Source organism: Paenibacillus sp. GbtcB18 (genome assembly GCF_019091125.1).
GTDB lineage: Bacteria > Bacillota > Bacilli > Paenibacillales > NBRC-103111 > Paenibacillus_F > Paenibacillus_F chitinolyticus.
Genome location: NZ_JAGXJX010000001.1, coordinates 1121217 through 1147792 on the forward strand (window position 1 = coordinate 1121217; position 26576 = coordinate 1147792).

At 50.5% G+C, this 26576-nt stretch carries 26 protein-coding genes; 13 read left to right on the forward strand and 13 right to left on the reverse strand.

Going from position 1 to position 26576, the window contains the following annotated elements; genetic code table 11:
• Window positions 1-35: 35 nt before the first annotated feature.
• The gene (locus KVT34_RS05080) at window positions 36-641 is read right to left on the reverse strand and encodes a TetR/AcrR family transcriptional regulator (protein ID WP_217557111.1); all 606 of its coding nucleotides are present in this window, start codon (window positions 639-641) and stop codon (window positions 36-38) included.
• Window positions 642-844: 203 nt separating this feature from the next.
• Here KVT34_RS05080 and KVT34_RS05085 point away from each other — a divergent pair, with 203 nt between their 5' ends.
• Complete coding sequence (locus KVT34_RS05085; RefSeq protein ID WP_217557113.1) at window positions 845-2059, forward strand: MFS transporter; 1215 nt, start codon at window positions 845-847, stop codon at window positions 2057-2059.
• A 61-nt stretch (window positions 2060-2120) separates the two neighbouring features.
• Here the strand turns inward: KVT34_RS05085 and KVT34_RS05090 are convergent, their stop codons facing one another.
• The 4 genes from KVT34_RS05090 to KVT34_RS05105 form a co-directional block, all read right to left on the reverse strand.
• Window positions 2121-2561 (reverse strand): hypothetical protein, encoded by a 441-nt coding sequence (locus tag KVT34_RS05090; protein ID WP_217557115.1) that lies wholly within the window; start codon window positions 2559-2561, stop codon window positions 2121-2123.
• Window positions 2562-2590: 29 nt separating this feature from the next.
• Window positions 2591-4831 carry an MMPL family transporter gene (locus tag KVT34_RS05095; RefSeq protein ID WP_217557117.1) on the reverse strand — a complete coding sequence of 747 codons (2241 nt, stop codon included), beginning with the start codon at window positions 4829-4831 and terminating at the stop codon, window positions 2591-2593.
• 65 nt (window positions 4832-4896) lie between these two features.
• Entirely contained in the window at window positions 4897-6276 is a 1380-nt protein-coding gene (locus KVT34_RS05100) for a sensor histidine kinase (protein ID WP_217557119.1), read from the reverse strand.
• Window positions 6273-6953 (reverse strand): response regulator transcription factor, encoded by a 681-nt coding sequence (locus KVT34_RS05105; protein WP_217557121.1) that lies wholly within the window; start codon window positions 6951-6953, stop codon window positions 6273-6275. The genes KVT34_RS05100 and KVT34_RS05105 overlap by 4 nt, the downstream gene beginning before the upstream one ends.
• Before the next feature lie 285 nt (window positions 6954-7238).
• On the opposite strand from KVT34_RS05105, the gene KVT34_RS05110 reads away from it, so the two are divergent.
• Both KVT34_RS05110 and KVT34_RS05115 read left to right on the forward strand, forming a co-directional pair.
• A complete protein-coding gene (locus KVT34_RS05110) occupies window positions 7239-7964 on the forward strand; it encodes a YceI family protein (protein WP_254634534.1) in 726 nt (241 codons plus the stop codon).
• Window positions 7965-8031: 67 nt separating this feature from the next.
• On the forward strand, window positions 8032-8865 hold the full coding sequence (locus KVT34_RS05115; RefSeq protein WP_217557126.1) for a class I SAM-dependent methyltransferase: 834 nt from the start codon (window positions 8032-8034) through the stop codon (window positions 8863-8865).
• 123 nt (window positions 8866-8988) lie between these two features.
• Here the strand turns inward: KVT34_RS05115 and KVT34_RS05120 are convergent, their stop codons facing one another.
• Window positions 8989-9543 carry a GNAT family N-acetyltransferase gene (locus tag KVT34_RS05120; protein ID WP_217557296.1) on the reverse strand — a complete coding sequence of 185 codons (555 nt, stop codon included), beginning with the start codon at window positions 9541-9543 and terminating at the stop codon, window positions 8989-8991.
• 232 nt (window positions 9544-9775) lie between these two features.
• Window positions 9776-10858 carry a tyrosine recombinase XerS gene (gene xerS / locus KVT34_RS05125; protein ID WP_217557129.1) on the reverse strand — a complete coding sequence of 361 codons (1083 nt, stop codon included), beginning with the start codon at window positions 10856-10858 and terminating at the stop codon, window positions 9776-9778.
• A 333-nt stretch (window positions 10859-11191) separates the two neighbouring features.
• Here xerS and KVT34_RS05130 point away from each other — a divergent pair, with 333 nt between their 5' ends.
• Window positions 11192-11872, forward strand: coding sequence for a DUF421 domain-containing protein (locus KVT34_RS05130; RefSeq protein WP_217557131.1), 681 nt, complete (start codon window positions 11192-11194; stop codon window positions 11870-11872).
• An 18-nt stretch (window positions 11873-11890) separates the two neighbouring features.
• On the forward strand, window positions 11891-12403 hold the full coding sequence (locus tag KVT34_RS05135; RefSeq protein ID WP_217557133.1) for a DNA-deoxyinosine glycosylase: 513 nt from the start codon (window positions 11891-11893) through the stop codon (window positions 12401-12403).
• Window positions 12404-12588: 185 nt separating this feature from the next.
• On the opposite strand, the gene KVT34_RS05140 is transcribed toward KVT34_RS05135, so the two are convergent.
• The 4 genes from KVT34_RS05140 to KVT34_RS05155 form a co-directional block, all read right to left on the reverse strand.
• Window positions 12589-13752 (reverse strand): iron-containing alcohol dehydrogenase, encoded by a 1164-nt coding sequence (locus KVT34_RS05140; protein WP_217557134.1) that lies wholly within the window; start codon window positions 13750-13752, stop codon window positions 12589-12591.
• Window positions 13753-13858: 106 nt separating this feature from the next.
• Complete coding sequence (locus KVT34_RS05145; protein ID WP_217557135.1) at window positions 13859-14275, reverse strand: organic hydroperoxide resistance protein; 417 nt, start codon at window positions 14273-14275, stop codon at window positions 13859-13861.
• A 543-nt stretch (window positions 14276-14818) separates the two neighbouring features.
• Complete coding sequence (locus KVT34_RS05150) at window positions 14819-16345, reverse strand: PH domain-containing protein (RefSeq protein WP_217557136.1); 1527 nt, start codon at window positions 16343-16345, stop codon at window positions 14819-14821.
• On the reverse strand, window positions 16338-16817 hold the full coding sequence (locus KVT34_RS05155) for a PH domain-containing protein (RefSeq protein WP_217557139.1): 480 nt from the start codon (window positions 16815-16817) through the stop codon (window positions 16338-16340). The genes KVT34_RS05150 and KVT34_RS05155 overlap by 8 nt, the downstream gene beginning before the upstream one ends.
• 258 nt (window positions 16818-17075) lie before the next feature.
• Here KVT34_RS05155 and KVT34_RS05160 point away from each other — a divergent pair, with 258 nt between their 5' ends.
• The 3 genes from KVT34_RS05160 to KVT34_RS05170 all read left to right on the forward strand — a co-directional run bounded on the left by KVT34_RS05160 (window position 17076) and on the right by KVT34_RS05170 (window position 20739).
• Window positions 17076-18377: a Stk1 family PASTA domain-containing Ser/Thr kinase gene (locus KVT34_RS05160; RefSeq protein ID WP_217557140.1), complete on the forward strand. Its 1302-nt coding sequence runs from the start codon at window positions 17076-17078 to the stop codon at window positions 18375-18377.
• Between the two features lie 191 nt (window positions 18378-18568).
• Window positions 18569-19126, forward strand: a complete 558-nt coding sequence (locus KVT34_RS05165) for a hypothetical protein (RefSeq protein ID WP_217557143.1) — start codon at window positions 18569-18571, stop codon at window positions 19124-19126.
• Between the two features lie 188 nt (window positions 19127-19314).
• The gene (locus KVT34_RS05170) at window positions 19315-20739 is read left to right on the forward strand and encodes a PQQ-dependent sugar dehydrogenase (RefSeq protein ID WP_217557144.1); all 1425 of its coding nucleotides are present in this window, start codon (window positions 19315-19317) and stop codon (window positions 20737-20739) included.
• Window positions 20740-20918: 179 nt separating this feature from the next.
• On the opposite strand, the gene KVT34_RS05175 is transcribed toward KVT34_RS05170, so the two are convergent.
• Window positions 20919-21491 (reverse strand): delta-aminolevulinic acid dehydratase, encoded by a 573-nt coding sequence (locus tag KVT34_RS05175; RefSeq protein WP_217557146.1) that lies wholly within the window; start codon window positions 21489-21491, stop codon window positions 20919-20921.
• An 87-nt stretch (window positions 21492-21578) separates the two neighbouring features.
• Window positions 21579-21764 carry a hypothetical protein gene (locus KVT34_RS05180; protein ID WP_217557148.1) on the reverse strand — a complete coding sequence of 62 codons (186 nt, stop codon included), beginning with the start codon at window positions 21762-21764 and terminating at the stop codon, window positions 21579-21581.
• 214 nt (window positions 21765-21978) lie between these two features.
• On the opposite strand from KVT34_RS05180, the gene cls reads away from it, so the two are divergent.
• From cls to KVT34_RS05205, 5 genes are all read left to right on the forward strand, one after another.
• On the forward strand, window positions 21979-23424 hold the full coding sequence (gene cls / locus KVT34_RS05185; RefSeq protein ID WP_217557150.1) for a cardiolipin synthase: 1446 nt from the start codon (window positions 21979-21981) through the stop codon (window positions 23422-23424).
• A 219-nt stretch (window positions 23425-23643) separates the two neighbouring features.
• The gene (locus KVT34_RS05190; RefSeq protein WP_217557152.1) at window positions 23644-24363 is read left to right on the forward strand and encodes a YebC/PmpR family DNA-binding transcriptional regulator; all 720 of its coding nucleotides are present in this window, start codon (window positions 23644-23646) and stop codon (window positions 24361-24363) included.
• 187 nt (window positions 24364-24550) lie between these two features.
• Window positions 24551-24940 carry a GntR family transcriptional regulator gene (locus KVT34_RS05195; RefSeq protein WP_217557154.1) on the forward strand — a complete coding sequence of 130 codons (390 nt, stop codon included), beginning with the start codon at window positions 24551-24553 and terminating at the stop codon, window positions 24938-24940.
• Window positions 24937-25836, forward strand: coding sequence for an ABC transporter ATP-binding protein (locus KVT34_RS05200; RefSeq protein ID WP_217557156.1), 900 nt, complete (start codon window positions 24937-24939; stop codon window positions 25834-25836). Before KVT34_RS05195 ends, KVT34_RS05200 begins: the two co-directional genes overlap by 4 nt.
• Window positions 25833-26522: a hypothetical protein gene (locus KVT34_RS05205; protein WP_217557158.1), complete on the forward strand. Its 690-nt coding sequence runs from the start codon at window positions 25833-25835 to the stop codon at window positions 26520-26522. The genes KVT34_RS05200 and KVT34_RS05205 overlap by 4 nt, the downstream gene beginning before the upstream one ends.
• The last annotated feature ends 54 nt before the right edge of the window (window positions 26523-26576 follow it).

Sequence of the window (26576 nt, forward strand, 5' to 3'; positions counted from 1 at the left end):
TGAAAGGACCGACCGGCTGTCACTCATCCCGACTTTCATGCTTTCGGCAAAAATAACTGGAGCAGATTGCGGTGCAGGGGAGTGCCCGTGAAATAAATCCCTCTTGTCTCCGCAAGCAGTACGGCCTGAATCATATTCATGAAATAAAAGGCCAGCTCTCGCGGATCTCCTTGGATTAATTCACCTTTCTCCTGACCTTCCCGGAAAATACGGGTGAGCAGTTTCAAATTATCGCCGATGCTCGTACGTACGGAAGTTTTCAACTGATCCGACACGGAATCCGAAGTAAGAATCTGATCGGCGACGACCTGGTAGAACACGGCGTCATCCCATCTTTCGCAGTAGACTTGATCCAGCAGCCAAGTCAGCTTCTCGTAGGAAGAAGCATCGGGCAACCTATGCGCCTGTTCGAACAGGGCCGTCAGGATGCACAAATTTTTCTCTACGATTGAAATATAAATTTCTTCTTTGGACTGAAAATAGTTATAAATAAGGCCGTGGCTCATATGGGCTTTTTGGGCGATATCCGAAATCTTCGTGGAGCTGAGCCCGTTTTTGGCAAAGAGCGCGACAGCAGCGGATAGGATCTGGTCACAGCGTTCTTTACGGATTTCCTGGTCTCGTTCTGGATTTCTCGGCAATCTTTTCACCTCGGTTAAGCATTAAATACCAACCTTATCATAGAAATGAGATTGATTCAAAGTCAAGCCTGTCCGGGAAAGTTAATTTATAAAAAAACTTTACAACATTACAAATTGACTAAAAGTTAATCTGTGCGCTATACTTCTGTAATACAAAAAGAAGCAGTTACCCTTACACAAGGATAGCTGAAGGGAGAATCCAAATGAGCACAATGAAAAACCGCCGCTCGCCGTTGGTCATCTTGATGATCAATATGTTTATCGCGATGCTCGGTATCGGACTTATTATTCCGGTCCTGCCTGAATTTTTAAAAGAGTTTGGTCTCGGAGGCAAAACAGCGGGCTACCTCGTCGCGGCCTTCGGCCTTACTCAGTTTATTTTCTCTCCGATCGGGGGAGAGTGGTCGGATAAATACGGCCGCAGAATTATGATCGTGTCCGGTTTGGCGCTGTTCACGGTTTCTAATCTGCTTTTCGCCATGGCTTCCGAAGTCTGGATGCTGTATGCTTCCCGTCTCATCGGCGGGATCGGTGCGGCTGCCATGATTCCATCTATGATGGCTTACATCGCGGACATTACGACCGACGAGAAACGCGGTAAAGGAATGGGGATGCTCGGTGCGGCCATGTCGCTCGGTTTCGTTATCGGACCCGGCATCGGCGGGTTTCTGGCGGAACTCGGCTTGCGGGCTCCGTTCTACGTGTCGTCCGCGGTCGGCGCTTTGGCTATGATCGGTTCCCTGCTTGTTCTGCCGGAATCGCTCACCAAAGAAGAGCTTGCCGCTAACCGTTCGTCTCAGGTGAAGAAGGAAAGCATTTTTATCCAACTGGGACAGTCGTTCAAAGCTCCGTATTTCATCCTGCTGCTGCTTGTGTTCGCCCTGACCTTCGGTCTGGCTAACTTTGAAGCGGTATTCCCGCTGTTCGTGGATAACAAATACGGTTACACAGCGAAGGATATTTCGATTCTGATTACCGTCGGAGCGTTGATCGGCGCCGTCATTCAGGCGATGCTGATCGATAAGCTGATTCGCCGCTTCGGAGAGAAGAAGCTCATTAACTTGACCTTTATCCTGTCGGCGGTATGTCTGATTCTGATGCTCCTCTCGGGCAACTTCTGGTATATTCTAGTGATCACGATGTTGTTCTTTACCTTGACTTCCATCATGCGGCCCGCAATCAATACACTCTTGTCCAAAATGGCGGGAGATGAGCAAGGTTTCGTCGCGGGGATGAACAATGCGTACATGAGCCTCGGAAATATTTTCGGGCCAGCCATCGCGGGTATCCTGTTCGACGTACAAATTAACCTCCCGTATATGTTCGGTGCGGTGATCCTGGTCATTTCTTTCATCATTTCGACCTCCTGGAGCAACAAAAACAAACAGAAGCTGGTTCCGGCCGGCGGATCTAATTAAGAAAACAAACAAAAAAACGCCATTAACGGCGTTTTTTTTGTTTGTCACGAGCAATCTCGGCTTACAGTTTCAAGCTGACGACAAGTACGACCGAAACGATCAGAAACATGAAGACTCCTACCGTGCTGAGGTAGCCGATTAAGCGGACGGAATTCCCGCCCGCCGAGTTCAACCGTTTGTTCATTTTGCTGCCCAGTACGGCTGTAAAAATGACCGCGAGCAGAATGATCGTGCCTCCGCCTTTTTCCATCACTTGAAGCCAGAGCGGCTTCTCGGTTCCGATTCCCATTTGCAGAATAAGATACACTCCGCTGAGGAGAACGAGAATCGAGCTGGGATGTGCGATTCGTCCGAATACACGGATCGTTTTTCCGGCCAGACTGTTTGCATCGGGCGTACCCAGCTGTTTTCTCAGCAAAAGCATGGTGACAAGAATACCGAGCAGAGCACCCAGCCAACCGAGTAAACCCGATATATGAAGAAATATCATTAATCCGAACATGTCAAAAACTCCTCCTGACATTAGTTTTGTTAGCGGGACGCAGTGAAGTCTGTCCCGGCTTCGCGGGTTATCCCGCTGTTCTTGTGATTGCCGGTATACACGAGCAGAGCGGGAAGCAGCATGCCCCGGACCAGGAACGTATCGAGAAGAATGCCGAGGGCCATCGTCAAGCCGAACAGAAAGAGTTCCTGCAGCGGCTGAGTTATGAGCACCGTGAAGGTGGCGGCAAGAATGAGCCCGGCGGATGAGATAACTCCTCCCGTCAGAGCGACGCCGCGGCTTACGGCTTCTTTCCAAGGGAACCTCGATGCCTCTTCTTTGATGCGCGATACGAGCATAATGTTGTAATCGACGCCCAGGGCGATGAGAAATACGAAGGTGTACACAGGCAAACGATAGCTGATGGAATCATAACCCAGCACGAAATGAAAGATCATCCAGCCGAGGCCGAGTGTAGCCGTGTAGGACAGCAGCATCGTTGCGATCATGGTCAGTGCGTGTTTAAGCGATCGGGTCTGAATGAGCAGCATGATCGTAATAAATAGCGTGATCAGAGAGAAAAGAAGAATCGTATCCCGCTTGTTCATGTTCCTGACATCGAGCTGCTCCGCCGTTTGTCCCGCGTAGTGCAGGGTAAATTCGGACGGACTCAGTCCGCTTTTCTCCAGAAGCGCCGGACTGCTGCCGCGAAGCAGACCGATCCGATCGAGAGATACCGGCTCGTACGGATTGCTCTCCAGCGTCAACTGCAGCTTAAAGGCGGTTCCGTCCGCGGATAACACATTTTTCGGAAGCTGCGAACCGCTTGCGGGTGAAGCGGGCATCATTTCCGGCGAGACGGCGTTTATGCCCGGCTGATTTTTTAAGAGGCCGGTCAGGGCGGCGACCTTCTCGTAAAAGGCGGCGTCAAGCGGCAATCTTTTCTCCGAAGTTAAAAGAACCGATACCGGAGCGAGCTGTCCCGGCGGGAATTTGGTTTCAAGAATTTCGAAGCCTTGGCGGGATGAAGTGCTGTCCGGAAAAGATTTCAAGAGATTAAACGAATACTTCATCGAAGTAACGCTAAGCGAAGACGCTAGCAGGGCAATGAGCAGGACACCGGCCGTCAAACCGGGCTTGCGCGTGACGAATCCGCCCATCGAAGCCCAAAACCCCCTTGTCTTACCCGCTGAAGCTTTCGAAAGCTTCGGCACAAAAGGCCAGAACGCTTTCCGGCCCAGCAGGGCAAAGACAGCGGGGATAAGCGTAAGGCCGCCGAGTATAATAACGGCCATAGCTGCCGAGAAAACGGGCGCAAAATGATGGTACGGTTTGAAAACCGCCGTAAACAACGTAAGCATGGCGATAAGGACCGTCCCGCCGCTGAAGAGGATCGGCTCAGCCACCCGGCTTAGGGCATGCCGCATGGCTTCGTATTTGTCCGGGGACGTCTGGAGTTCTTCTCTGTAGCGGGCTAGTACGAACAAGCAGTAATCGGTCAGCACGGCGAAGAGCAGAATCATCATGATGGACAGCGCCTGCTTGTCGATGAGAAACCAGCCGTATTTCCCGGCAAGGCCGAGTATCCGGTCCACGACCATGTAGACGATACCGGAAATGACGAGAGGGATAACGGCGAGAAGCGGTGACCGGTAAATGATCATGAGAATCACCAGAATCAAGCCGACGGTAGCGAACATGAGGACGAAGTCGGCGTTCTTGAAGAGGGAAGTGGTGTCCGCCGCGATGCCGGCCGGGCCCGTGATTTTGAAATCGAGCGAACCTATTCCCGTCTGTTCGACGTGCGTACGGATTTGCTGCAGCCCTTCGTAGAGCTGTCCGGATTCCAAATCCTTGTGGAAAGCGGCGTTTAGCAGGATTGTCGTTCCGTCATCGGAAAACATCTTGTCCTGGACTGCTTTGGGCAGCGTGTGAAAAGGGAGCGCACCGGCAATCTGCGGCGGTTTGCCTGCGGAGGCCAGCCATTCGCTGATACCGGCGATCTTGGCTCGTTCTTCCGCCGTAATCGGATTTTTGCCGTGAAAAACGAGCAGAGCCGTCAAGCCATCCTCGGATGGAAACCGCTCGTCCATTATTTTTTGAGCTGCTTCCGAAGGCGTTTGACTAAAGGCGCTGCCTTCTCCGCTGCTTACGGCAACCTGTTTCGATCCCGGGGCAGCCAGGGAGAGTGCCACGATCGCGATTATCCATACGGCGGCGACGATTTTAGCTCCTCTGGGGGAGCTTATGGCGCGCGCGAGTTTGTTCCACGGGTTGTTTTTGATGCTCATAACCTCCTGTCCTTATTCTCAAATGAATTGTAGGACAGGATTATGAACGGACGATGAACGGAAGATTACAGCTTTGGAAGCCAGATCTGAAATACGGTTCCTTCTCCCGGAAGGCTCTTGGCTTCGATGCTGCCCCGGTGCAAGGCGACGATTTTATGAGCGATGGACAGTCCGAGGCCGCTGCCGGAGCGGGAGCGGTTGCGGGATTTATCCCCTTTGTAGAAGCGGTCAAAAATATGAGGGAGATCTTCGGGAGGGATACCCGGACCGGTATCACCGATTGAGACGAGGATTTCTTGTTGTTCTTGCCGGATTTGAACGGAGATCGTATCTCCCGGCCGGGTAAATTTGATGCTGTTGGCAATGAGATTCAACCACACCTGATGCAAAAGCTGCGAGTCCGCGCGAATGACCATTTCCGGGAGATCGAGCTGAAGCTGAAGCTCCTTCTCCGTCCACTGCCATTCCGTCGTAATGAAAATTTGGCGGATCTGCTCGTCCAGCCGGAAGGAGGAAGGTTTGAGGACACTCGTCTCTTTGTCCAAGGCGGCGAGCGTCAGAAGCTCTTTGCTGAGGGACGACAACCGGCGGCTTTCTTCTTCAATAATCCGGAGGTACCTTTGTTCTTCCTCGGGTGAAGCGCCTTTTTCCAGCATGCTCTGGGCAAAACCTTGAATCGTCGTGAGAGGAGACTGGATTTCATGCGAGACATTGGCGACAAACTCCTGCCGCATCTGATCGAGTTTTTCCAGCGACTGCGCCATTTGCGTAAAATGCCGGGCCAAGTTGCCGATTTCGTCGCGTCGTGTAACGTCCATGCGGATGTTGTAGTCTCCGCCTACGATTTTGTTCGTGGCTTCCGTCAATTTCTGTACGGGCTTAACGATAAAGCGGGTAGAAATAACAATCAGCACCAGACTGAGCAGGAACGTGAAGCCGAGCAAAAGCGCCATTAGAATCCGGACTTCTCCGATCTGCTGCTCCATGTCGGGACGAATGAACAAGGCGATGGTTTTGCCGTCGCTTCGAACCGGAAGACCGATACTGTTGCGGATACTGTTCTCGAAAAAACCCGTGACGAGGAGCAGGTGGCGTTCTTCCATAACTCCGTGGTAAGTTTCGCCGTTTAGCACCCGGACAATCGTGTCCCGTTCGATCTCCTTATGTTTAAAAGGCGACCCGTAAAAAGTTCCCCGCAGGCTGTCGTCTACCGCATAAACCTGAAACCCCATATTGGCGATGCGGGTCAAATACTCGCCCAGCGCAAGTCCCGGAAATTCCTCGTACAGGCCCCGAATTTCCTGAGAAATTCTCATAATCTTCTGTTCGTTATAGTCCCGAAGCTTGGCGGAGTAGTAGCTGTTTGATAAGAGAAGTGCGGCCGCGCTGCTGATCACGGCGATCAAAAGGAAAGTGACGACGATCCGTACATATAAGGTCTTCATGTGGAGCATACCTCTAATTTGTAGCCGAGGCCGCGTACCGTTGTCAGCACGAAGTCGCTCGTTTTGTCGTGAAAACGTTCCCGAAGTCGCTTGATATGCACATCGATTGTCCGGCTTCCTCCTTCATAGTCGGCTCCCCAAACGAGTTTCAGAAGCTGTTCCCTCGTAAAAATGCGTCCCGGCTGGCTGGCCAGTTGAGCGAGCAGTTCAAATTCTTTGAGCGGAATGACATAGGTCTCTCCGTTCATATGTATTTCATAACTCTTGCGGTCTATAACGGTCCGGTTTAGTGTGATAACATCCGAGGAAACGAGTTGATACCTCCGGAGCAGAGCTTTCACTCGGAAAAGTAGTTCTTTAGGCTCGAACGGTTTTACGAGATAATCGTCCGTTCCGGATAAATAGCCTTTTTCTTTGTCCTCAAGTTCACCTTTGGCTGTAAGCAAAATAACCGGGATGTCGTAATAGCTGCGGATTTCTTCGCAAAGCTCCAGTCCGTTTTTACCCGGCATCATAACGTCGATAACCGCGAGATGAATTTGTTCCCGTTCCAGCAGCGCGGCGGCTTCTTCGCCATTGGCGGCCTCGGATACGAGATAATTTTCCTTTTTGAAAATAAATTGCAGAAGCTCGCGGATATGCGCATCGTCATCGGCAATCAAGAGATGAGTTTTCAAGCTAACACCTTCTTAAAGGGAGTGGTTGCTCCATTATTGTACTCGAATCCTGGAGAATGTAAAAATTGACTTAAAATTTGAATAATTCCGTATACCCAGAAAAATAAGGAGAGGAATATGAATTTTTGTGACGAATTAGTTATCTAGGACAAATTTCCTATAACGGTGGCTTTTAGGAGAGGAATTGAAAGCGCTTATCAGACAAGCGTAATAGTTTACCTAATAAATATTATGTAAACAATAGAAAGTTATCCGGTTATGCCAAAAAGGGGGCACTGCTTACGAATGAATCGAAGTCGCTATTGGTGGTTCGGTACGCTTGGAGCTGTTCTGATTTTGGGGAGTCTGACGGGATATATCGCAATAGCCAGAGATACTTTATGGGTCCAGGAGAAAGAAATACAAAGAGGGGATAAGCTGGGGCCGCTCCAATTGGCAAAAACGTGGAAAGTGACTGCGGGGTCTTCGGCGGCGGTTTCGGTCCTATCTCCTCACGAATCGCTGGATTTGACGTTTCCGAAGCTTTCGGGGCTGTTAACCATCAACAAGGAAGAGACGGAACCCGTAGTCGGGACGGTTGCCGCCGACATGACCTCTCTTTATTCGGAAGATCCTGCCTGGAACGCCAAACTGCGGGACTGGTATTTTTTTAACGTAAAAGCTTACCCGGAAGCCTCGTTCCGGATCGTTAAAGTGCGCGGGTTCGAAAGACCGCTGCTGGAAGGGGAACCTCATCCGCTGACGATCGAGGGCGAAATGACCGTTCGGAATATGACCCAACCGATCCGGTTTAAAGGGGAGATCACGCATACCGGCGGCCGGATGGAGCTAAAAGCAAGGTGCAGCGGCCTGGAAACCAAAAATTTCGGTATTCCCGAGCTTTTGGAACCGATCTATACGGGGAAAAATGTGGCTACGCTTGAAGTGACGCTTATTCTGGAACCTGAAGATCCCGATACCTCCAGACACAGGCAAGCCGATTCGCACAATTTCCGCGAGATTGGCGCTTGACCCATGCTAAACTTCCTCTTCTTCCATACGGTAATAGTATCCGGTAAAGGGATAGGGAGCGATGGGTATGAAAATCGATTTGGGATGCGGCCTGCGCAAACATCCCGGTTTTGTCGGCATCGACAAGGAGCCGCTCCCCGGTGTTGATCTCCAGTGCGATTTAAACGAGGGTATCCCTTTAGAAACCGCTACGGTTGATTTCGTCATGGCCAGCCGATCGCTGGAATATGTGCCCGATCTGATGAACGTAATGAAGGAGATTTACCGAGTTTGCCGGCATAAAGCAGTCATCTGTCTGCTTGCTCCATACGCTCATACATCGTATCATGCGGTAAACCCGAAGTTCCGTTCCCGGTTTGACGAACAACTGCCCCGGTTTTTTACGAACGAGTTGTATGTATACGATCCTTTGCGTGAAAACGGCTATATGTCCGACGTGCCGGACGGATGGGATAAGGGGGCTAAGGCCGAGATCGATTTAAGGCTGCTGCGCTGCGAATTCTTTTATATGCCGCAGTATCTGTCTCCCATTTACGATGAAGAAGACCGGCGTATGCTCCGGCAATCCACGCTAAATGTGGTGGACGAAATCTTGTATTATTTCGTAGCCGTTAAGGAGCCGATTTCTCGGCAGGAGTTGGATGAGCTGGCCCAGGGTACTTACGAAGAGCCTCTTGTTCTGGCGGAGCGCAGAAGGGAAGAGGCAATCAGAGAGGAAAGAAGGCAGCCGCCCGAAAGCACATTCCGGCATGAGCCAGGCTCCGTCCTTCCCCAGCGTGATCCGCTGCCGGTTCCCCGCAAACGAAGGAAAGAGAGCAAGAAACCGGTGAAAAAGAAACCCGCTGTGCGCAAATCCGCAAAAGGCCTGTCGGCAAAGGGTCTGCGTAAACGGAAACAGTGAGCCGGACCCAAGCTTATATGCCGGTCAAGGCCGTTAGGCGCATGAAAAAAAGACAGTTCAGGAGAGCTTATGCAAGCTCGTGTGAACTGTCTTTTGTTAGGTTGGAAGTGATCCGGCCGGTAGTTAAGAGCGCGGCCGCTCGTCTTCTTCGAGGATGGCAAACATCACATGATCCTGCCAGACTCCGTTGATTTTCACGTTTTTGCGGGCGATTCCTTCACGCTGAAACCCCGCCTTTTCCAGCACCCGGATAGAGCCGACATTATGAGGCATGACCCCCGCCTCCACCCGGTGAAACCCCGCCTCATCGAAAGCGAAGTCCAGGGCAAGACGTGCCGCTTGCGACATAATTCCTTTGCCCTGGTAAGCATGATCCAGACAGTACCCCATCATGCATTTGTGTGCCGGTTCTCGGGCGACGTGAAACAAGGAAAGTTCACCGATCAGCTCATCGTTTTCTTTGAAAAATAGACCAAAGTTGTAGCTTTTGTCCGCCGATCTGTTCTCGTCCCACGTCCGTATCCGAGCGGTCTGTTCTTCAAGCGTATAAAACGAGTCGGGACGTGTAATCGTAAAGGGTTCAAAATGGGCCCTGTTTCTGTGCATTAAAGAGAGGAGAGCGGGAGCATCCTCCTCAGTTAAATAGCGGAAGTAGATAAGATCAGTAGTTATTGTCATCATGATCACGGCATCCTTTGCGACAGAGTAGAGTGAGTGGAATTGAATTTGACGGAAAAGAAAGATTCATTTATGGCGTTAACTATCTATAATTAACCTCGTTAATTTTCCTGCAAGAGACTTGTTTTTCCTTACCATTCTTGACGCACCTGTCTTAACGATTTTGAATAGAGTCGGATGAAAAATCGAATATGTTTAATGTCATTAATCATTAGCGACACGAATAAAAAAACTATCCTTCTTTTCGCTTATCAATCGCTTCTTCCATCGTTTTATCGGTCAAGTGGGCATAAATTTGCGTGGTATCGGATGACGCGTGTCCAAGCTGTTCCTGTGTCTTGTACAAATCGTTTTGCAAATAATAGTCGGTCGCGAACGAATGCCGCAGCTTATGTACGCTCAGAAAAGGTTTGCCGAAGCGCTTCGCATATTTGATAACCATTTCCTGAATGGCCCGTTTGGACATCAGCTGTCCTTCCTTTTTACCGTTAGGAATCGTAAGAAAAAGCGCTTTTTCCTTCTTGGGGGGATGATACCGGGTTTCTCTAAGCTGCAGGTAACAGGTTAAATCGTCCACGGCCTCCTGCCGGAAGAAAACTCTTGTCTTGAAGGAACCGTCGTTGTTCCCTTTGCGGTAGACGTACACGGTTCTTTTTTTCATATCGAGATCGTCCAGCGTTAAATTAACGACTTCCGACACGCGCAGACCCGAATGAAGAATCAGGCTTACGATGCAGGCATCGCGGATTTTGTTCAGTTCATACGCATACAGGGCCTGTTTATTGTTCGCAATGTCATGCTCGTACCCGCTGCGGATATAGTCGATAAATTCGAAGATTTCATTCTCCTGAAGAAGCTTTCCTTCCAATTTTCCCGCCAGATCTTTGGCCTTGTTCGTCCGCTTGATTTCGATCTTGGCCATCACGTTCCGTTTAAGCAGCGGATAATAATTCTCATCCTCCGCAATCTGACTCAAGTAGTGAAACAAAGAGCGCAAAGATGAAATTTTGCGGTTAATCGTAATCTTCGTGTTGGCTTGATCTTTCTTCGTCGCCAGATAAGCCCGGTAATGATCGACGCTTTCCATATGGAGTTTTTCCAAATCCTCCAGTGGAATGTCCGCCATCCGCTCCGCGGTACTGAGTCCCTCGGCCAGGAGCCAGGAAAAGAACGTTTCATAATCCCGTACATACTCCAGCAGAGTGGAAGGGGAGAGGTCCGGAAGTTTGTGATGGATGAATTTATCCACATACCAAGGCATAGAAGGAATCTTTTTATCGAGTTCTTCACGGTCTTTTTGTTTTTGAATATTCATGGAGTGCACCTCAATACCTTTCTTAATCAAGCGAGCCAGAAACATCGTACGTCGGCAAATCGGAGCACAGCATCATCGGGTGAAATTTGGCATCCAATAAAGTTTACATAATAAAAATTATGTCACTTAATGAAACCTTTCTTCATTTCTTCCTTGTTTATCCGTGATCTCCGTCTTCCTATTATATACCATGCCAGGCTGACGCGGAATTCCTGTTTGCAAACAGGCTTTTCCGGTTATTGAGTACTATCTGAACGCCTTTAGGGCTGTATTCAGGTTACAGATATAACGCAGCCCAGAAAACGTAGACCAGAAAGCGGGGGGGGTTCCAATATGGATTTTATGTACATCGGCATTAAACTGATTACCGGATTCATCGGCTTATGGGGGATGACCCGGCTGCTCGGCAAAAAGGAAATTTCACAGCTCACCCCGTTCGATTTCGTTTCCGCTCTTATGCTGAGTGAACTTGTGGGGAACACCGTGTATGATAAGGAGGTCAAATATCTTGAGCTTCTGTTTGCGCTCGCCTTCTGGACCGTGCTTTCCCTGACCTTCGAAAAAATCACTCAGAAATATAAAAAGCTGCGCCGCGCCTTCGAAGGGAGTCCGGCAGTCGTTATTGAGAAAGGGAAGCTGAACGTAAAAGCTATGCGCTCGAACAGTCTCGATTTGGAACAGCTTCTTATGCTGCTGAGGGAGCAGGGGATTTTTTCCCTTCACGAAGTCGCTTACGGTATTTTCGAAAACAACGGTTCGCTCAGTATTTTGAAAAAATCGCCGTACGATACGGTCGTCCGGGGAGACTTGAACCTGCCGGATGAGCCCGTCGAACTCCCGGTTCCTCTGATTGAAGAAGGAGAAGTCAAATTCAAAGAGCTGGAACGTATCGGCCGCGACGAAGAGTGGCTGAAGGAACTGATGAAGGAGTCGGGGTTCAAGCAGATTAAAGATATTTTCTATGCGGAGTGGCATCGCGAACATGGCTTCTACGCATCGGGATGGGGAAAATAAGAAGAGGAGTAGGTACTTATGTTATGTATGGGATTCGAGCCCGTCATCGCTCCGGACAGCGCTGTTCTGATTCTGGGCTCCATGCCGGGAGAGCTTTCGCTGGAAAGACAAGAATACTACGGAAATCCGCGTAACGATTTCTGGAGGCTGCTGGCTTCGCTGCACGGTGAAGACCATGTGCCGGATACCTACGAAGAACGGCTGCGGTTTGCGCTGGGCCGCAAAATCGCTTTATGGGATGTGCTCGCCTCTTGCGAGCGGGAGGGGAGTCTGGACGCGAATATCCGGGAGCCGGCCGTGAACGATTTTGACGCCTTGTTTGCGGAATATCCGAACCTTCGCACCGTCCTGTTTAACGGCGCGGCTTCCGAGAAACTGTTCCGCAAACATGCCGGGTACCTGCTCGCCGATAGCCGGCTCCGCTTCGTCCGGCTGCCGTCCTCCAGTCCGGCCAACGCGATGGGCTGGGAGCGCAAGCTCGCCGCGTGGCGGGAAGCCTGGCAGGGCGTGACCGGCCGCCGGGAGGCTTAAACCCGGCGCTGAACCATGCCCGGGCAGGACAAGCCTGCTGACACAAAGAAGCCCCGCTTCACTGACAATCGTCAATGAAGCGAGGCTTCTTCTATGTTCAGCAGGAGCTTGGGCTTGGCCCTCTACGCGGCGTGCGCCTTGCGGCAGCGTTGCCGGGTAGGGCCAGGCCGTGCAGCTTCGGACCGTTACAGCGACGCCTTGTAAATGGCCGTCACGTCTTCGCGGTCCAGACGCTTGAAGTAGCCGAACGGACCGTAGACCATCGCACGGTCGACCATGACGTCGAGCTTGCTGTCGTCGATGTCGTAATCCGCCAGACGGCTTGGCGCGCCGATCGAATTCCAGAAGCTGCGCAGCGCTTCAATGCCTTCAAGCGCGACATCGCGGTCGGATTTGCCGTCGGCCGAGATGCCGAATACACGCACCGCGAACTGTTTGAACCGTCCGACGTTCTCATCGAGAACGTGCGTCATCCAGTTCGGGAACAGAATGGCAAGACCTCCGCCGTGTGGAATATCGTAAACGGCAGAAACCGCATGCTCGATATTGTGGGTTGCCCAGTCTCCCTGCACACCCATGGCCAGAAGGCCGTTCAAAGCCATCGTGCCGCTGTAGAGAATGGTTTCCCGGTATTCGTAATTCTCCAGATCGTTAACCAGCTTCGGAGCCGTTTCGATCACAGATTTCAAGATGGTCTCGCAAAAGCCGTCTTGGACAAGCGTGTTCGGCGTATGATGGAAGTACTGCTCGAATACGTGCGACATAATGTCCACCATGCCGTATACCGTCTGATCTTTGGGCACGGTTGCCGTGAAGACCGGATCGAGAATGGAGAATTTCGGGAAAACGAGCGGGGAACCCCAGCCGTATTTCTCTTGGGTTTCCCAGTTGGTGATGACGGAACCGGAGTTCATTTCCGAACCGGTCGCCGCCAGCGTCAGGACGGTTCCGAACGGCAAGGCATCCGCGGGGGATGCTTTGCGGGTCATGAAATCCCACACGTCGCCGTCGTATTTAGCGCCCGCTGCGATTGCTTTCGTGCAGTCGATGACGCTGCCGCCGCCTACGGCAAGAATCACGTCGATCTTTTCTTTCTTGCAGAGATCCGCGCCGCGCTTGACCGTACTCACGCGGGGGTTCGGCTCTACGCCGGCCAGTTCGAAAATTTCGGCACCGGCTTCTTTAAGCAGGGAAACGACCTGATCGTAAAGCCCGCTGCGTTTAATACTGCCGCCGCCGTACACGAGAAGCACTCTTTTGCCGTATGCGGTAAGCTCTTTAGGAAGCTGCTGCAGCTGCCCTTTGCCGAAAATGAGCTTAGTCGGATTATGGAAAGTAAAGTTTTTCATAAGGAGATCTCCTTCTACCGGAAAAATGGACGAAAATATCCGTCTTTTCTATTGTAGCCTATGAGCGGGGCGGCAATCCACTTTATCCAGGTAGGGATTGGAAGAATTAAACCGCTTGAAGATCTACCTCAATATTTCCGCGTGTGGCACGGGAATACGGGCAAACCTGATGAGCTTCTTCAAGCAGCTTTTCAACCTGAGATTTGTCCGCCCCGGGAACGGATAGCTGGAGTTTAGCCGACAATTGCAGGCTGCCGTCCTCGTTTTTGCCGATCGAAACCTCTGCCGTCAGCTTCGCGTTTTCCGTGGAGATGCCTTTTTTCTTAGCGACCAGTTCTACCGCGCTCAAAAAGCAAGCCGAATAGCCGGAAGCGAACAATTGTTCGGGATTCGTTCCTTCGCCACCGTCACCGCCCATTTCTTTGGGCATACTGAGCTGTAAATCCAGTTTGCCGTCCGGGGTAGCCACCCGTCCTTTGCGTCCACCTTGCGCAGTTGCGGAAGTCGTATACATGGTTTTCATGATCGTTTATCTCCTTTCGAATGTGAGGAATGTCAGCCAAATCAAGGATTTGTCCGCTCCTTCTCCTTAAAGCAACGGAGGAAGGATGAAACGGCAAGGGCCGGAAGTAAATTGCTGGATACCGGTGGAATCATCTTAAAGCGAGAAAGAAGGAACCTGCGGATAACGAAATGCGCTTTTTACGGGATGGGGAACAAAAGTTCCATTACGTAAAAAAACAGATGCGAAAAACGAGAAAGTCGGCGTGCGTGTTCGGAGCACCGGAAGATTCCTCCCGTTGGCGATCTTGAGCTCCTTTCAGTGCCGGAAAGGACCAATGCCGTCATTACTTGCAGGGGCAGACGCGAGGAAATGATGAACCTAAACGGCCCGCTTGGGTGGTGGATCGGCGGCAGCGGATAGGAATCGGACAACGAAGAAGGGGGTTACTCTTTTTGAGTAATCCCCTGAAACCGGTCAATCCGTTCCATATTCCGGCGGATGTGAGCGACGCTTTACATTTTGATTTTTACCGAGTCGTCCGGCTCCGGCACTGGCGCGGAGTCAGTTCTTGGCCTGCGCATGATCCGCGCTTCTGCTGTACCAGGACCACACCCGCTGCGCATCCCGCTCTTCGATAAAGGAGACTTCGCATTCGGCTGAGCCCGTGTCTCCCATAATCGAAGCGGAGAGGCTCAGGAGCTGCTTGCGCCGCTGAGTGCGGGTGCCTTTCATCCGCAAGCTCAATATTTGCGGGCGCCGCACGAGCCAAGTCGACCTTGCGATCATCCGGCCGCGAACGGTAAGCTGGTTTCCCTGCAGAGTCATTCCCGAGCTTCTGAAACGGGAGTAAGACCACAGGAAATCCAGCGGAAGCAGCAGCAGTCCCCAGAGGGCGAACGGCCCCCAGAAATAGACGGCGGCTGCCGCAAGTACGGCCACTACGACACCGTCGGTGCGGCTGTAGTACAGCAGCGCTCTAGCCGGCGGACGGCTCTCGATATCCGGCAGGCTAAAACGCGGGAGCAGCTGCGGCAGAAGCTGCGGAATCCGTTTGGCGGACACCAGCGGCATGAGCATGATTTTTTCTCCTTTGGATGAAGAAACGACCCGCAGCTCGATTTGCGCCCGTCCGAGAAGCTGCCGCACCAGCCCTTCTTTAATCAGCACCGCCTGTACGCGCGATTCCTGGAAAGTGTGCTTCTTTTTTTCCAGCAGCCCGTAGGAAACGGTGAGCGTACCCGCCTCGGCCCGGACGGTAAAGCCCGCGTATTTGAGCAGATACAAAAGTCCCGCCAGCAGCCATGCCGCCGCCAAACCGCCCAGGCCCAGCAGGACGTAGACCACCCAGCCCCCGTGCAGCTCGTTACGCGCGTTCCAGAGCCGTGCATACACATTGCCCGGAAGCACGTTGTCGGCAAGAGACGAGACACCGGCCACGCAGGCCGCGATCAACCCGATGTTCAGCGTGGAGAACGCGGCAAGAATCAACGTGCCGGCCGTTGCCCGGTAAGCATACACGCCCGTCTTTTCCGCAGAAGCGGTATGCGGTAGGCGGCTTTTTGTTACGGCAGGCACTGCATCCGTCTCCATTGCCTTCTCCGTGCTACCGTTTCCTTCACTATTCTCTGCGGCAACGGGAGAATAACCGGACGAGGAGAGGAAAGCGTTAATCTCCCGGATAATCCTTGCGGCTTCTTGGGCCGATACGGCGGGCAGAACGCCATCCGCCTCATTTTTGCCGCCGGGCATTTCGAACTTGAGCTGCACGACGCCGAGCAGCCGCTGCACAAAAGGCTGTTCCGTATTCATCGAATGGATTCTGTGATAATACAACATTTTTTCCTCGTGAAAAATAAGACCTTTTTGAATGATCAGACGATCTTCTTCCAGCCGGTAGCGAAACGTGCGCCAGCCGACCGCTCCGAACCCCGCGAACAGCGCGCTGACGCCGAGCAGGATCAGAAAGGGAATCCATCGCCATTCTCCTTCCCGTATCGCCAAAAGCATAAAAATCGGAACCAGAGTTTGAAGCCCCTTCAAGACGGGGAAAAGAATATAAGACTTATGCAGCTTGCGCGGCTCATTCATCTTCGTCCACCGCCCTTGCGAGCACGCCCAGCCGGTGTTTTAAAGCTTCCGCGTCGTCCTCGCTGAGCCCTCTGATCCGATGGGTCGTGGCGGCTGTCACGATTTTCAGTTCGGCGATCCCGTAATGTCTCTGAAGCGGCCCGCGCTCCAGCTCGACATGCTGGACACGTACCATCGGTACCAGAATATTCGTAATCCAGATCCAGCCGCTGCGGATTTCCAGTTCTTCTTCGGTCACTTCGAACGCATAGAGCCGGAATCTCGCCTGCGGAATCACGAACGTGAACAATACAAGCGATACGGCGAAAACGGCAACGGCAATCCAGCCGGGCAATAGGAGCCAGTCACGGCTCTGCGCTGCAGTCAGGTAAGCCAGCGAAGCCAGCAGCAAAATGCCGTTGGTCAGCAGCGCGCTTATCTGAGATACGGTCACAAATCGCCGGTCCAGACGCCGGGTAAGCGGTCTGTTCATTTCTCATCACCCTTTCCTTTACGGTTCTCTCTGTCTAGTTTCCAGCCTTTACCGGAAAGGCCTTTCCCCATTATAAAACATTTTTTCAAAACTGGAAGAAGCGGGGAGGATTTTTGCTATTTTCTTCGATTTCCTTCATAATGACACGAGAGACGCTTGTTTTCGCGCACAAAACATGAATGAGCTCCGAATGGTATACTATAGAAAGAGAACGATTGGAGAATCGTAGAGGATCGCACGGACGGGAGGACTGTTAGAATGGAACAGCGCATTGGAGAGCGGTACGTATTAACCGAACCGATTCATCCTTTGGCGGATGGCGTCATGTATGCAGGGAAAGACCTGTCTTTGCACCGGGATGTATTTCTGCTCATGGTAGAAAAATCAGGGGACGCTTCATCATCCGATTACTTGCGTGTGCTCGGTCAGGCCGCGCAGTTTTCGGACGAACGTTTTTTTCATATTTTAAATGCGGGGCTTGCCGAAAATCACGTCTATACGGTATTGACCGCACAGAAAGGAACACCGCTTCCCGCTCAACTGGGACGCCACCGTATGCGGGGCATAGAAATTGTCTCCGCTGTTTTCGATTTGGGCAAAGGCATGCAGGAAGCGATGGAAGAGGGAATCTCCGGCTTCTCGGTAACGGCCGAGAATATGTGGCTGACGGAGGATAACCGTCTGAAAGTGATGAATTACTGGTCTCCCGGCAAACTGATTTCGCGCGGCTCGCTCGGTTTATGCACGCTGCTCTATCAAATCAGCACGCATTCGAAGCAAGGACCGGCGACGTTCGACCAGTACCAGGAGAATGTGGTGCCGGCCCTGACCGGTCTGACGTCCGGACAGAAAGAGGCGCTGCTTGCTTTGTCGCGCCGCGTTTTCCGCGAAGAAGTTTCGCTGTCTTCTTTTATATTCAGCCTGCGGGAAATCATCGCGCTGGACAAATCGCCGGAGGCTCCGCCTAAGGCGTTCATCCCGCCGGCCGCTCCGGCGGAACCGGTACGGGAGAGCGCACCGCCGCGCATCCAGTACCGGGAAGAAGAAGAACCTGCGCCGGAGCGGGTGCGGCGGACGGATAAGCCCCCTAGGGCTAAGGAGCCGGAAGCGGAAGAAGCCGACACTCGGGAGCGGATGCCGCTCAGACGGACCATCTGGACCTTGGGGATCGCTGCCGTAGTCCTGCTCGGCATCGCTGTCTTTATGTATATGCTGCTGCCGGGCGGACCCAACAAAGGTCCGGGCAGCGGCGGTACGGCAGGCAATACGGCGACTGCCACGCCGGCGCCTACGCCTACGCCGTCGGTTAACACGTCGACACCGGAGCCTACACCGACGCCCACGCCGCCAACCGATGCGGTGCCGGGCCAGATTCCGAACCTGATCGGAATGACCCAGGAAGCCGCGGAGCAGGCGGTGAAAGCGGCTGGAATGCGGTATTCTTACTTCATCGAACCGAATCCGGCCGAGAGCGGCACCGTATTCAGGCAGGAACCACCGCCTAATCAGCCGGCGAACAAAGGCGACCGCGTTACGTTCTATATCAGCAAAGGACAATAACCGGCCGCCGCTAGCCTTGAATCAGCCAAAGAGCCTACACCTTCGGGTGAACGGCTCTTTTTTTTGTATGTCTTACCGATTCGCTGCAAATTTACCCCTTCACAAGACATTTGATAACCTACCTGAAAGACTGGAAATCGTTTACTATTATTCACGGAGACCGTAATAGTAAAAAAGGAGGACGGGGGCGAGTGGAGAAAGAGTGGTCGATGTGGGGCAACGAGCGGTATTTGTTTGACCTGCTTATGCATTCGGAAGGCTCATCCATTAAAATGCTGGAAATCATCCTTCAAGAACAATTGAGCGAGGAAGTCGTCGAACAGGTGCTGATTCCCTCTAAAAGCTTACATAAAAAGCCTCGCGCCGTCTTCGGACAGACAAGCCCGCTGCTGCGCAGAGTCAGTTCTTACCGATATAGGGAAGAGACCATTCTTCATAAGGCGATTTACGCTCATCTTGAGGCGCTTCCGGAAGGTACGCTGGACGGGATGAATTACGAGGAGCTTCAACTGGAGAAGCTGATTGACAGTCTGGAAACGAAGCGGGAAATCCTGTACGCGGGCTATGAGAACAATCGAAGCGCTGACGTCTGTTTCCACCCGGTTAAGCTCAAAGCGGATCTTTTTCCCGTAAAAGAATATCAGCTTACGTGCAGCGGCTCCGTCTGTTTCCTGGTTCACGAGCTATTTGATGCGGAGTTGATTTTACGGCATTCGCGCAGGAAATTAAGAAAAGAGATTTTTATGTAAAATCGTACGGACTTATACAGCTTGTAAAGCTTGAAACGGTTAGCGGCTTCCGGAAATGTTCCGGAAGCTTTTTTATCCTACTGGAAGGTGTGTCGCCCGAAGCCTAGGCCCAAAGCTTACTTGGTACTAACAGAACTCATCTAATCATATTCTTTTAGAAAACACACGAAGAAGGAGCGTACAGTTATTTGATAAAAGTGAAGGCTAGTTTACGTCCCCTTGTAAGCAAGATAAACTTACCGACTGTTTTGAAAACAACTATCCTTCCGGGTGACTCCATTGAACGATTATTTATTGCAACCCAGGTAGGAGAGATCTTTTACATAGGGAACGGGGTTATAAAGACTTTTTTAGACATTCGCTCACGAATCATAAAACTGGGTGTCTCTAGTGGCGGTTATGATGAACGGGGATTGGTAGGGTTGGCATTTCATCCCGAATTTTATTATAACGGCCTGTTTTATCTCCATTATTCCGTAGCGGGAACCCAGGGGCCGGGTGCTCTTCCGGGTGCTTTTGAATCCTTTAAGCCTAACCCGTGTGATCCTAAAACCTTAAACTTAAAGTGGATAAACAGAGAAATTCAATACGATCATATTGATACCGTTGAAGAATGGATTCTACAATCGAATGGTCAACCTCAAAAACGCCGGACATTACTTAACTTAAGAAGACCGTTTTTAAATCACAACGGTGTCAATAGCTTAAACTTTTCACCTGAAACAGGAAAACTTGTTTTGACAACCGGAGATGGCGGATCAGGCTATGATCCCTTTAATTTAAGTCAAGATGATATGGAAATCGCGGGTAAAATAATTGAAATGGATATCGTTAAGCATACATCTATCGTCAATCCGCCCGTAGTTACACGTTTTAATGAGCTGCCCATACCTATTCAGGAAACGCTTACGGTCATTGCCAAAGGAGTCCGTAATATACCAGGCCTTTCATTTCAAAGGTTTAATGATCAGTATATCAAATACGCGGGAATTGTGGGACAGGATCTCGTAGAGTCGATTTTTTCATTTATTCATTATAAACCGATACCGGTTACTCAGCTTGTTCAAGATTTTTTAATGAAATCCGAATCTGACCAAGAAGGATTTATTAACTTTGGCTGGCGAGGGTGGGAAGGCGCTTTTCCTACTTCGATAGTAACAGGCTGTTCTGCAAATTCGGCGTTGGATGAGAAAACAATTGCTTATTTCGATGAAGCCGTAAAAACTTCCGTGCGGCGTCTTCAGCCTTTAACGAGTTATTTTCATAAAGATCCCCGACCCGGCAAGTTTGGAGCAACTGCCCTTACAGGAGTCCAGCCCTATATGGGAAATGAAATCCCCGCTTTAACGGGAAACGTTGTGTTTACCGATCTAGCTCGGGCTAAAGAGTCTCAACTTCCGGTTAGAGGGGTTTTAGCTTATACCACGGTAAGAACGGATTGTCATCTACATGATTTCAGTATCATTGAAACCGAATATAATTTTGGGACTCAATCCGCTTATTATGTTAGTTTGGGTGCGAATCTGAATCAATCCAGACTCTATTTAGGGGTTTATGGCTCTACGAAGGTTGCTGATTTTAACCAAGGTACTGTTTTTGAAATTGTTCCATAACTCATTCGATTCTCACCCAAGCGGAAACAGTGGCGCGGAAAACTATTTTCGCCGTATTCATCGAATCATTTAACAAAACTCCCTCGCTGTTCGTTCGGCGAGGGAGTTTTGTCTGCAATCTTAAGGTTTCTTCCAAATCGGAAGGAACTTAAGCCAAGCTATTTATTTACACGCACGTCTCATTTTCTACTGGATTGCTGTCCATTCTCATACAGCTGATACATATCCATCTCCGCGTCCAGAGACTTGGCGTTTTGGAAGGCTTCCTTGACGCTTCGTTTGTTCTGAATGAGGTCGTAGAAAAGCCTCAAAACAAGCATGAGTGCGTCGTTTCCATCCGGATAATCATTCGGCCCGATATAGACTTCGCAACCACTGTCGAGAAATGCTTGTGCCGTCTCTAGTTTTCCCACTGAGCATCCGGTGCCGATTACGGTTTTCCCTGCCAGCTTAGCAAATCGTCTGATTTCCTCCGGCCCAAAGTTACCCTTGGGTTCTCCCGGTTCATAGACATTTTCACCTAGCTCCGGCATGATAAATTCGCCTTCATCGCCATGGAAGGATAGAATGATCAAATCCGTATTCGGGTACAGGTCCTTACCGGATAGGAGATCAACTAGATCATTCGGTCTGCCAACCCAATATGTAAAAACTCTTGCACCAAAATACTCCAGAGTGCTTCGGATCGCTTGGACTTCCATATCGCAGTCAGGTCCGCATACCAACGCTACGTTCATTACAGGTTTACTCATCTTCTTATTTTCCTTTCGTTAGAATGTTGGCGATACCCTTAAAAGAACAGGCGCAGCATACGCCCGTTCTTTTTTTAGTTAACGGGATTAACTATGATAGCTGCCTGTCGGCGCGTTAAGCACCCATTCCAGCATAAGTGTCATGTCTTCCAGTTTCTCTAGCTGCGCTTTCAGGAAATCGTTCTCCGGGTCGCTGTTCAGTCGTTCCTGCACCGATTGCTTCTGTTTATTTAACTCCGTTAACTTTCTTTGGACCTGATCTTCTGTTCGCATAGCGTTCCGCACCTTTCTACAAAAATGGTGATCTTCGACATGTTATTTTAGCATGTTTACAGGGACGAACGTCAAAAATCCTCCGAAAACGACAATTTATTCGAAAAGAAAGCGGGATAAACTTTTCGATTTCATCCGAAATGATGTATGATCAGGAAAGGGACGGGCATCCCAAATATTCCCCGATCCCTTAGTTAAATGGAGGTACGCATCTTTGGACATCCTGATGAAGCTTTATTCTTTTGTTCCTCTATTGAACTTTTTGTTTGCTCTGGCTGTCGTGTTTATGGAGAAGAGGAACGCCAGCGTTACGTGGGCCTGGGTGATGGTTCTGATTTTTTTGCCGGGGATAGGATTTATCCTTTACTTGATCTTCGGTCAGAACATGAGCCGGCGCAAAATTTACAAGCTGAAGGAATTTAATCAGAAAGATATCGACAATCTGATCGAATCCCAGCGCAGAGGCTTCCGTGAAAGCCAGGTGAGATACAAGGATCCGGTTATGGCCGATTATCAGGATCTCATTTATATGAACTTGACCAGCAGTTCCGCGGTTTATACCCAGGATAACGAAGTCGAGATTTTTACGGACGGCAACGACAAATTCGCCTCTCTGCTGGCCTCGATTAAGGAGGCGCAGAGCCACGTTCACCTGATGTACTACATCGTCAAAGACGACCGGCTCGGGCGCAGAATAATCGAAGCGCTTGCGGAGAAAGCGAAGGAAGGCGTCGAGGTCCGCTTTCTATTCGACGATATCGGCAGCTCTTGGCTGCCCCGTCAGTTTTACAAACCGCTCCTGGACGCGGGCGGAGAAGTGGCGATTTTCTTCCCGTCCCGTATTCCGTACCTGAATTTCCGCGTCAATTACCGGAATCACCGGAAGCTGGCGATCATTGACGGCATGACCGGCTATATCGGCGGATTTAATATCGGCGACGAGTACCTCGGCATCAACGAGCGGTTCGGCGACTGGCGCGATACGCACCTGAAGGTAACGGGCAGCGCCGTTCTGCAAATGCAGGCCCAGTTTTTTATGGACTGGAACTTGGCGTCTTCTCACTATCTCAAGGCGGTATCGCGCTACTATCCTTTGATTAAGCATCCGGGATCGGTAGGCATTCAGATCGTATCAAGCGGTCCCGATAATGAGCTGGAACAAATCCGTAACGGATATTTGAAAATGATTTATGCGGCCAAAGAAAGCATTTTTATCCAAACGCCGTATTTCGTGCCGGACGAGAGTCTTCTGACCGCGTTGAAAATGGCCGCGCTGTCGGGCGTGGATATCCGAATCATGATTCCGTCGATTCCCGATCACAAGATGGTTTACTGGGCCACCAAATCGTATCTGGGAGAACTGCTTGAGCTGGGCGTGAAAGGGTATTTGTACGAGAAAGGATTCCTCCATGCCAAAACCATCGTGATCGACGGCAAAGTCGCTTCGGTCGGGACGGCCAATCTCGATATGCGCAGCTTTAAGCTGAACTTTGAAGTCAATGCTTTCCTGTTTGACACCCGGACCGCTACGCGGCAGAGGCTTATTTTCGAAGAGGACATGATGTACTGCTCGCAGTTTACGCCCGATATGTACAAAGCTCGGTCTCTCGTGAACCGTATCCAGGAATCGGTAGCCCGTCTGGTTTCCCCGATTTTGTAGCGCAAGAGAAAACCCGCTGTTTCGGCGGGTTTTTATGTTTTCAACACAGCGGCGGAGCGGGCTGCAGACGATTTTGAAAGGATTCGAACTTGTTCAAGAGGTCACATTAGATATATAATATACACGTTATAATAGAGGCAGCACTTACTAGGGCGGAAGATCGGCTTCCGACGTTGCCATCCTCGGTAAATACCTTTCTGAAAGTGAGTGGGATCATTAATGGGCCGTAAGTGGAACAATATAAAAGAGAAAAAAGCGTCGAAAGACGCAAGCACCAGCCGGATTTACGCGAAATTCGGCCGCGAGATTTACGTGGCTGCCAAGCAGGGCGAGCCAGATCCGGAATCCAACCGTGCTCTGAAGGTCGTTCTTGAGCGTGCAAAAACATACATGGTGCCGAAAGCCATTATCGACCGCGCGATCGAAAAGGCGAAAGGCGGAGGAGAAGAAAGCTACGACACGCTTCGTTACGAAGGGTTCGGGCCTAACGGCTCCATGGTGATTGTCGATGCGCTGACCAACAACGTAAACCGGACCGCTTCGGAAGTACGTTCCGCTTTTAACAAAAACGGAGGCAGCATGGGCGTCAGCGGATCGGTTACTTATATGTTCGATCCTACGGCTGTTTTCGGCGTGCAGGGCAAGACTTCCGATGAAGTGCTGGAACTGTTGATGGAAGCGGATTTGGATGTCCGCGATATCATTGAGGAAGAGGATACCGTCATTGTTTATGCGGAATCCGACCAGTTCCATGCGGTACAAGAAGCGTTCAAAAACGCGGGAATCACCGAATTCACCGTAGCGGAATTAACGATGCTCGCGCAAAACGATCTGGAACTGCCCGAAGACGCGCAGGCTCAGTTTGAAAAATTGATTGATGTCCTGGAAGACCTGGAAGATGTTCAGCAGGTTTATCACAACGTAGACCTCGGAGAATAACCGTTTATAAGCCGCCTTCGGGCGGTTTTTTTGCGTCTGATTGATTGGATTTTTAAATGGCGTTTTAATTAGTTTACATAATAAATATTATGTATTTTATTTGCGAAAATAACAGGTGCCTATTGACGGGGCACCTTTTCTCTTGTATGGTTAATTACATGAGTAACTAACCAACAAAGTTTGAAATATGAGAGTGGTGATAAAAGTGTCGTTCAGAATTGATGACAGCCGTCCTATATTTATGCAAATCGCGGAAAAGATCGAAAATGACATCATTGAGCAGCGGCTGCCAGAGGAAACCCAGGTTCCCTCAACTAATCAATTCGCATCGTTCTACCAGATTAATCCGGCCACGGCGGCCAAAGGCGTTAACTTGCTGGTGGACCAAGGAATTTTATACAAGAAGCGGGGGATCGGCATGTTCGTTGCTGAGGGAGCACGACAAGGATTGATGGAAAAGCGGAAAACTCAATTTTATGAGCAATTCGTCGTTTCGATGGTTCAAGAAGCAGAGAAACTCGGTATTACAACCGAGCATCTGATCGAGATGATCCGGAAAGGGGATAGAAACGGATGAAAGAAGTTGTAGTGGAAGTCAACGGGCTTACGAAAACGTACAATGAGGTTAAAGCGGTCGACGGAATCAGTTTTTCCATAGAACCGGACAAAATTTACGGTTTGCTTGGAAGAAACGGAGCGGGCAAAACGACAGTCATGCAAATGGTTACCGCGCAAATGTTTCCTACTAGCGGGGAAGTGAAGGTTTTTGGACAGCCTCCTTATGAAAATTACGACGTGATGAAACAGATCTGTTTTATCAAAGAAAGCCAGAAATACCCCGATAACTTCCGGGTAGCGGATGTGTTAAAAGTAGCGGCAGCTATTTTTCCGAATTGGGACGGCGATTACGCGGAGGCGTTGATCCGGGACTTCGGGCTCCCGCTTAAGCGGAACCTCAAAAAACTGTCCAGAGGCATGCTTTCCTCGGTCGGCGTTGTAGTCGGGCTTGCCAGCCGCTCGCCGCTTACTATTTTCGACGAGCCTTATCTAGGCTTGGATGCGGTGGCACGGAGTCTTTTCTACGACCGGTTAATCGAGGACTACACGAGGTATCCGCGTACGATCATTTTATCCACACATCTGATCGACGAGGTAAGCCGGCTGTTGGAGCACGTCATTGTCATTGACAGCGGCAAACTGATCCTGGACGCCGAAACGGAAGAACTGCGCGGAATGGCTTATACCGTGGTCGGTCCGGCTGCCGGCGTTGAATCTTTTGTTAAAGGAAAGGAAGTAATCCACCGGGAACCGTTCGGGTCTATGCTTTCCGTCACGATTATGGGGGATTCCGAATCCAGGGCAAAGCTGCTGGCCGCAGATATGGGACTCGAAATTGCACCGGTGTCCCTGCAGCAGTTGATCATTTACCTGACGAAGACCAATTTGAATGAAAAGGCGGTGAAGGGGTTATGAGTTTGCAGCGTTTGTCCGGAATTATGAGTATACATTATCGGAATAAGGTGTTATGGCTGTACGTTTTCGGCGGGATCCTACTGGGGAATTTTCTCGTTAATTACATCGTGAGCCGGCTTACGGGAGGCGTTGAAATCTATACCGGGGGCATGGCTTCCATCTTTGTCTGTTTGTTTATCGGAGGCATTTTCACCGCCGCGCAGACGTTTCCGTTTGCACTTGGATTCAGTGTACGGCGTACCGACTATTATAATGGTACTCTGCTCATGTTTACGGGTGTGTCCGTGCTGACCGCTCTGCTGATTCTGTTGTTATCCCTGCTGGAGGTAGGAACCGGCAATTGGGGAACCAATCTGCATTTCTTTCATTTGCCTTATGTGACCGACGGATCGATTTTGGCGCAGTTCATGATTTATTTCAGCCTGCTTCTCTACAATTTATTTGCCGGTTTTGTAATCGGGAGCTTTCAGCGCAAGTTCGGAGGAAAAGGTACGTTCATCCTGATGGTGGTTCTTTTCCTAATCCTTACGATATTGGCTTTATTCTGTACCGCCAACGGATGGTGGGGGGCGATTTTCAGCTGGATAGCCGGACATACGGCTCTACAATTAGCGATTTGGCTGTTTCCCTTAACGCTGATATTTGCCGCTTCTTCGTATTTTCTGCTTAGAAGAGCGAGCGCTTGATCCAAGAGCGTTTGCGGGACGTCCGTTATCGGGCGTCTTTTTTTGTGTGCTTAG

Bases quoted from the DNA above. Each gene is read 5' to 3' on its own strand.
- KVT34_RS05085 (WP_217557113.1), top strand. From the start codon at position 845: ATGAGCACAATGAAAAACCGCCGCTCGCCGTTGGTCATCTTGATGATC.
- KVT34_RS05090 (WP_217557115.1), bottom strand. From the start codon at position 2,561: ATGTTCGGATTAATGATATTTCTTCATATATCGGGTTTACTCGGTTGG.
- KVT34_RS05095 (WP_217557117.1), bottom strand. From the start codon at position 4,831: ATGAGCATCAAAAACAACCCGTGGAACAAACTCGCGCGCGCCATAAGC.
- KVT34_RS05100 (WP_217557119.1), bottom strand. From the start codon at position 6,276: ATGAAGACCTTATATGTACGGATCGTCGTCACTTTCCTTTTGATCGCC.
- KVT34_RS05110 (WP_254634534.1), top strand. From the start codon at position 7,239: ATGAATCGAAGTCGCTATTGGTGGTTCGGTACGCTTGGAGCTGTTCTG.
- KVT34_RS05115 (WP_217557126.1), top strand. From the start codon at position 8,032: ATGAAAATCGATTTGGGATGCGGCCTGCGCAAACATCCCGGTTTTGTC.
- KVT34_RS05120 (WP_217557296.1), bottom strand. From the start codon at position 9,543: ATGACAATAACTACTGATCTTATCTACTTCCGCTATTTAACTGAGGAG.
- xerS (WP_217557129.1), bottom strand. From the start codon at position 10,858: ATGAATATTCAAAAACAAAAAGACCGTGAAGAACTCGATAAAAAGATT.
- KVT34_RS05130 (WP_217557131.1), top strand. From the start codon at position 11,192: ATGGATTTTATGTACATCGGCATTAAACTGATTACCGGATTCATCGGC.
- KVT34_RS05135 (WP_217557133.1), top strand. From the start codon at position 11,891: ATGTTATGTATGGGATTCGAGCCCGTCATCGCTCCGGACAGCGCTGTT.
- KVT34_RS05140 (WP_217557134.1), bottom strand. From the start codon at position 13,752: ATGAAAAACTTTACTTTCCATAATCCGACTAAGCTCATTTTCGGCAAA.
- KVT34_RS05145 (WP_217557135.1), bottom strand. From the start codon at position 14,275: ATGAAAACCATGTATACGACTTCCGCAACTGCGCAAGGTGGACGCAAA.
- KVT34_RS05150 (WP_217557136.1), bottom strand. From the start codon at position 16,345: ATGAATGAGCCGCGCAAGCTGCATAAGTCTTATATTCTTTTCCCCGTC.
- KVT34_RS05155 (WP_217557139.1), bottom strand. From the start codon at position 16,817: ATGAACAGACCGCTTACCCGGCGTCTGGACCGGCGATTTGTGACCGTA.
- KVT34_RS05160 (WP_217557140.1), top strand. From the start codon at position 17,076: ATGGAACAGCGCATTGGAGAGCGGTACGTATTAACCGAACCGATTCAT.
- KVT34_RS05175 (WP_217557146.1), bottom strand. From the start codon at position 21,491: ATGAGTAAACCTGTAATGAACGTAGCGTTGGTATGCGGACCTGACTGC.
- KVT34_RS05180 (WP_217557148.1), bottom strand. From the start codon at position 21,764: ATGCGAACAGAAGATCAGGTCCAAAGAAAGTTAACGGAGTTAAATAAA.
- KVT34_RS05190 (WP_217557152.1), top strand. From the start codon at position 23,644: ATGGGCCGTAAGTGGAACAATATAAAAGAGAAAAAAGCGTCGAAAGAC.
- KVT34_RS05195 (WP_217557154.1), top strand. From the start codon at position 24,551: ATGAGAGTGGTGATAAAAGTGTCGTTCAGAATTGATGACAGCCGTCCT.
- KVT34_RS05200 (WP_217557156.1), top strand. From the start codon at position 24,937: ATGAAAGAAGTTGTAGTGGAAGTCAACGGGCTTACGAAAACGTACAAT.
- KVT34_RS05205 (WP_217557158.1), top strand. From the start codon at position 25,833: ATGAGTTTGCAGCGTTTGTCCGGAATTATGAGTATACATTATCGGAAT.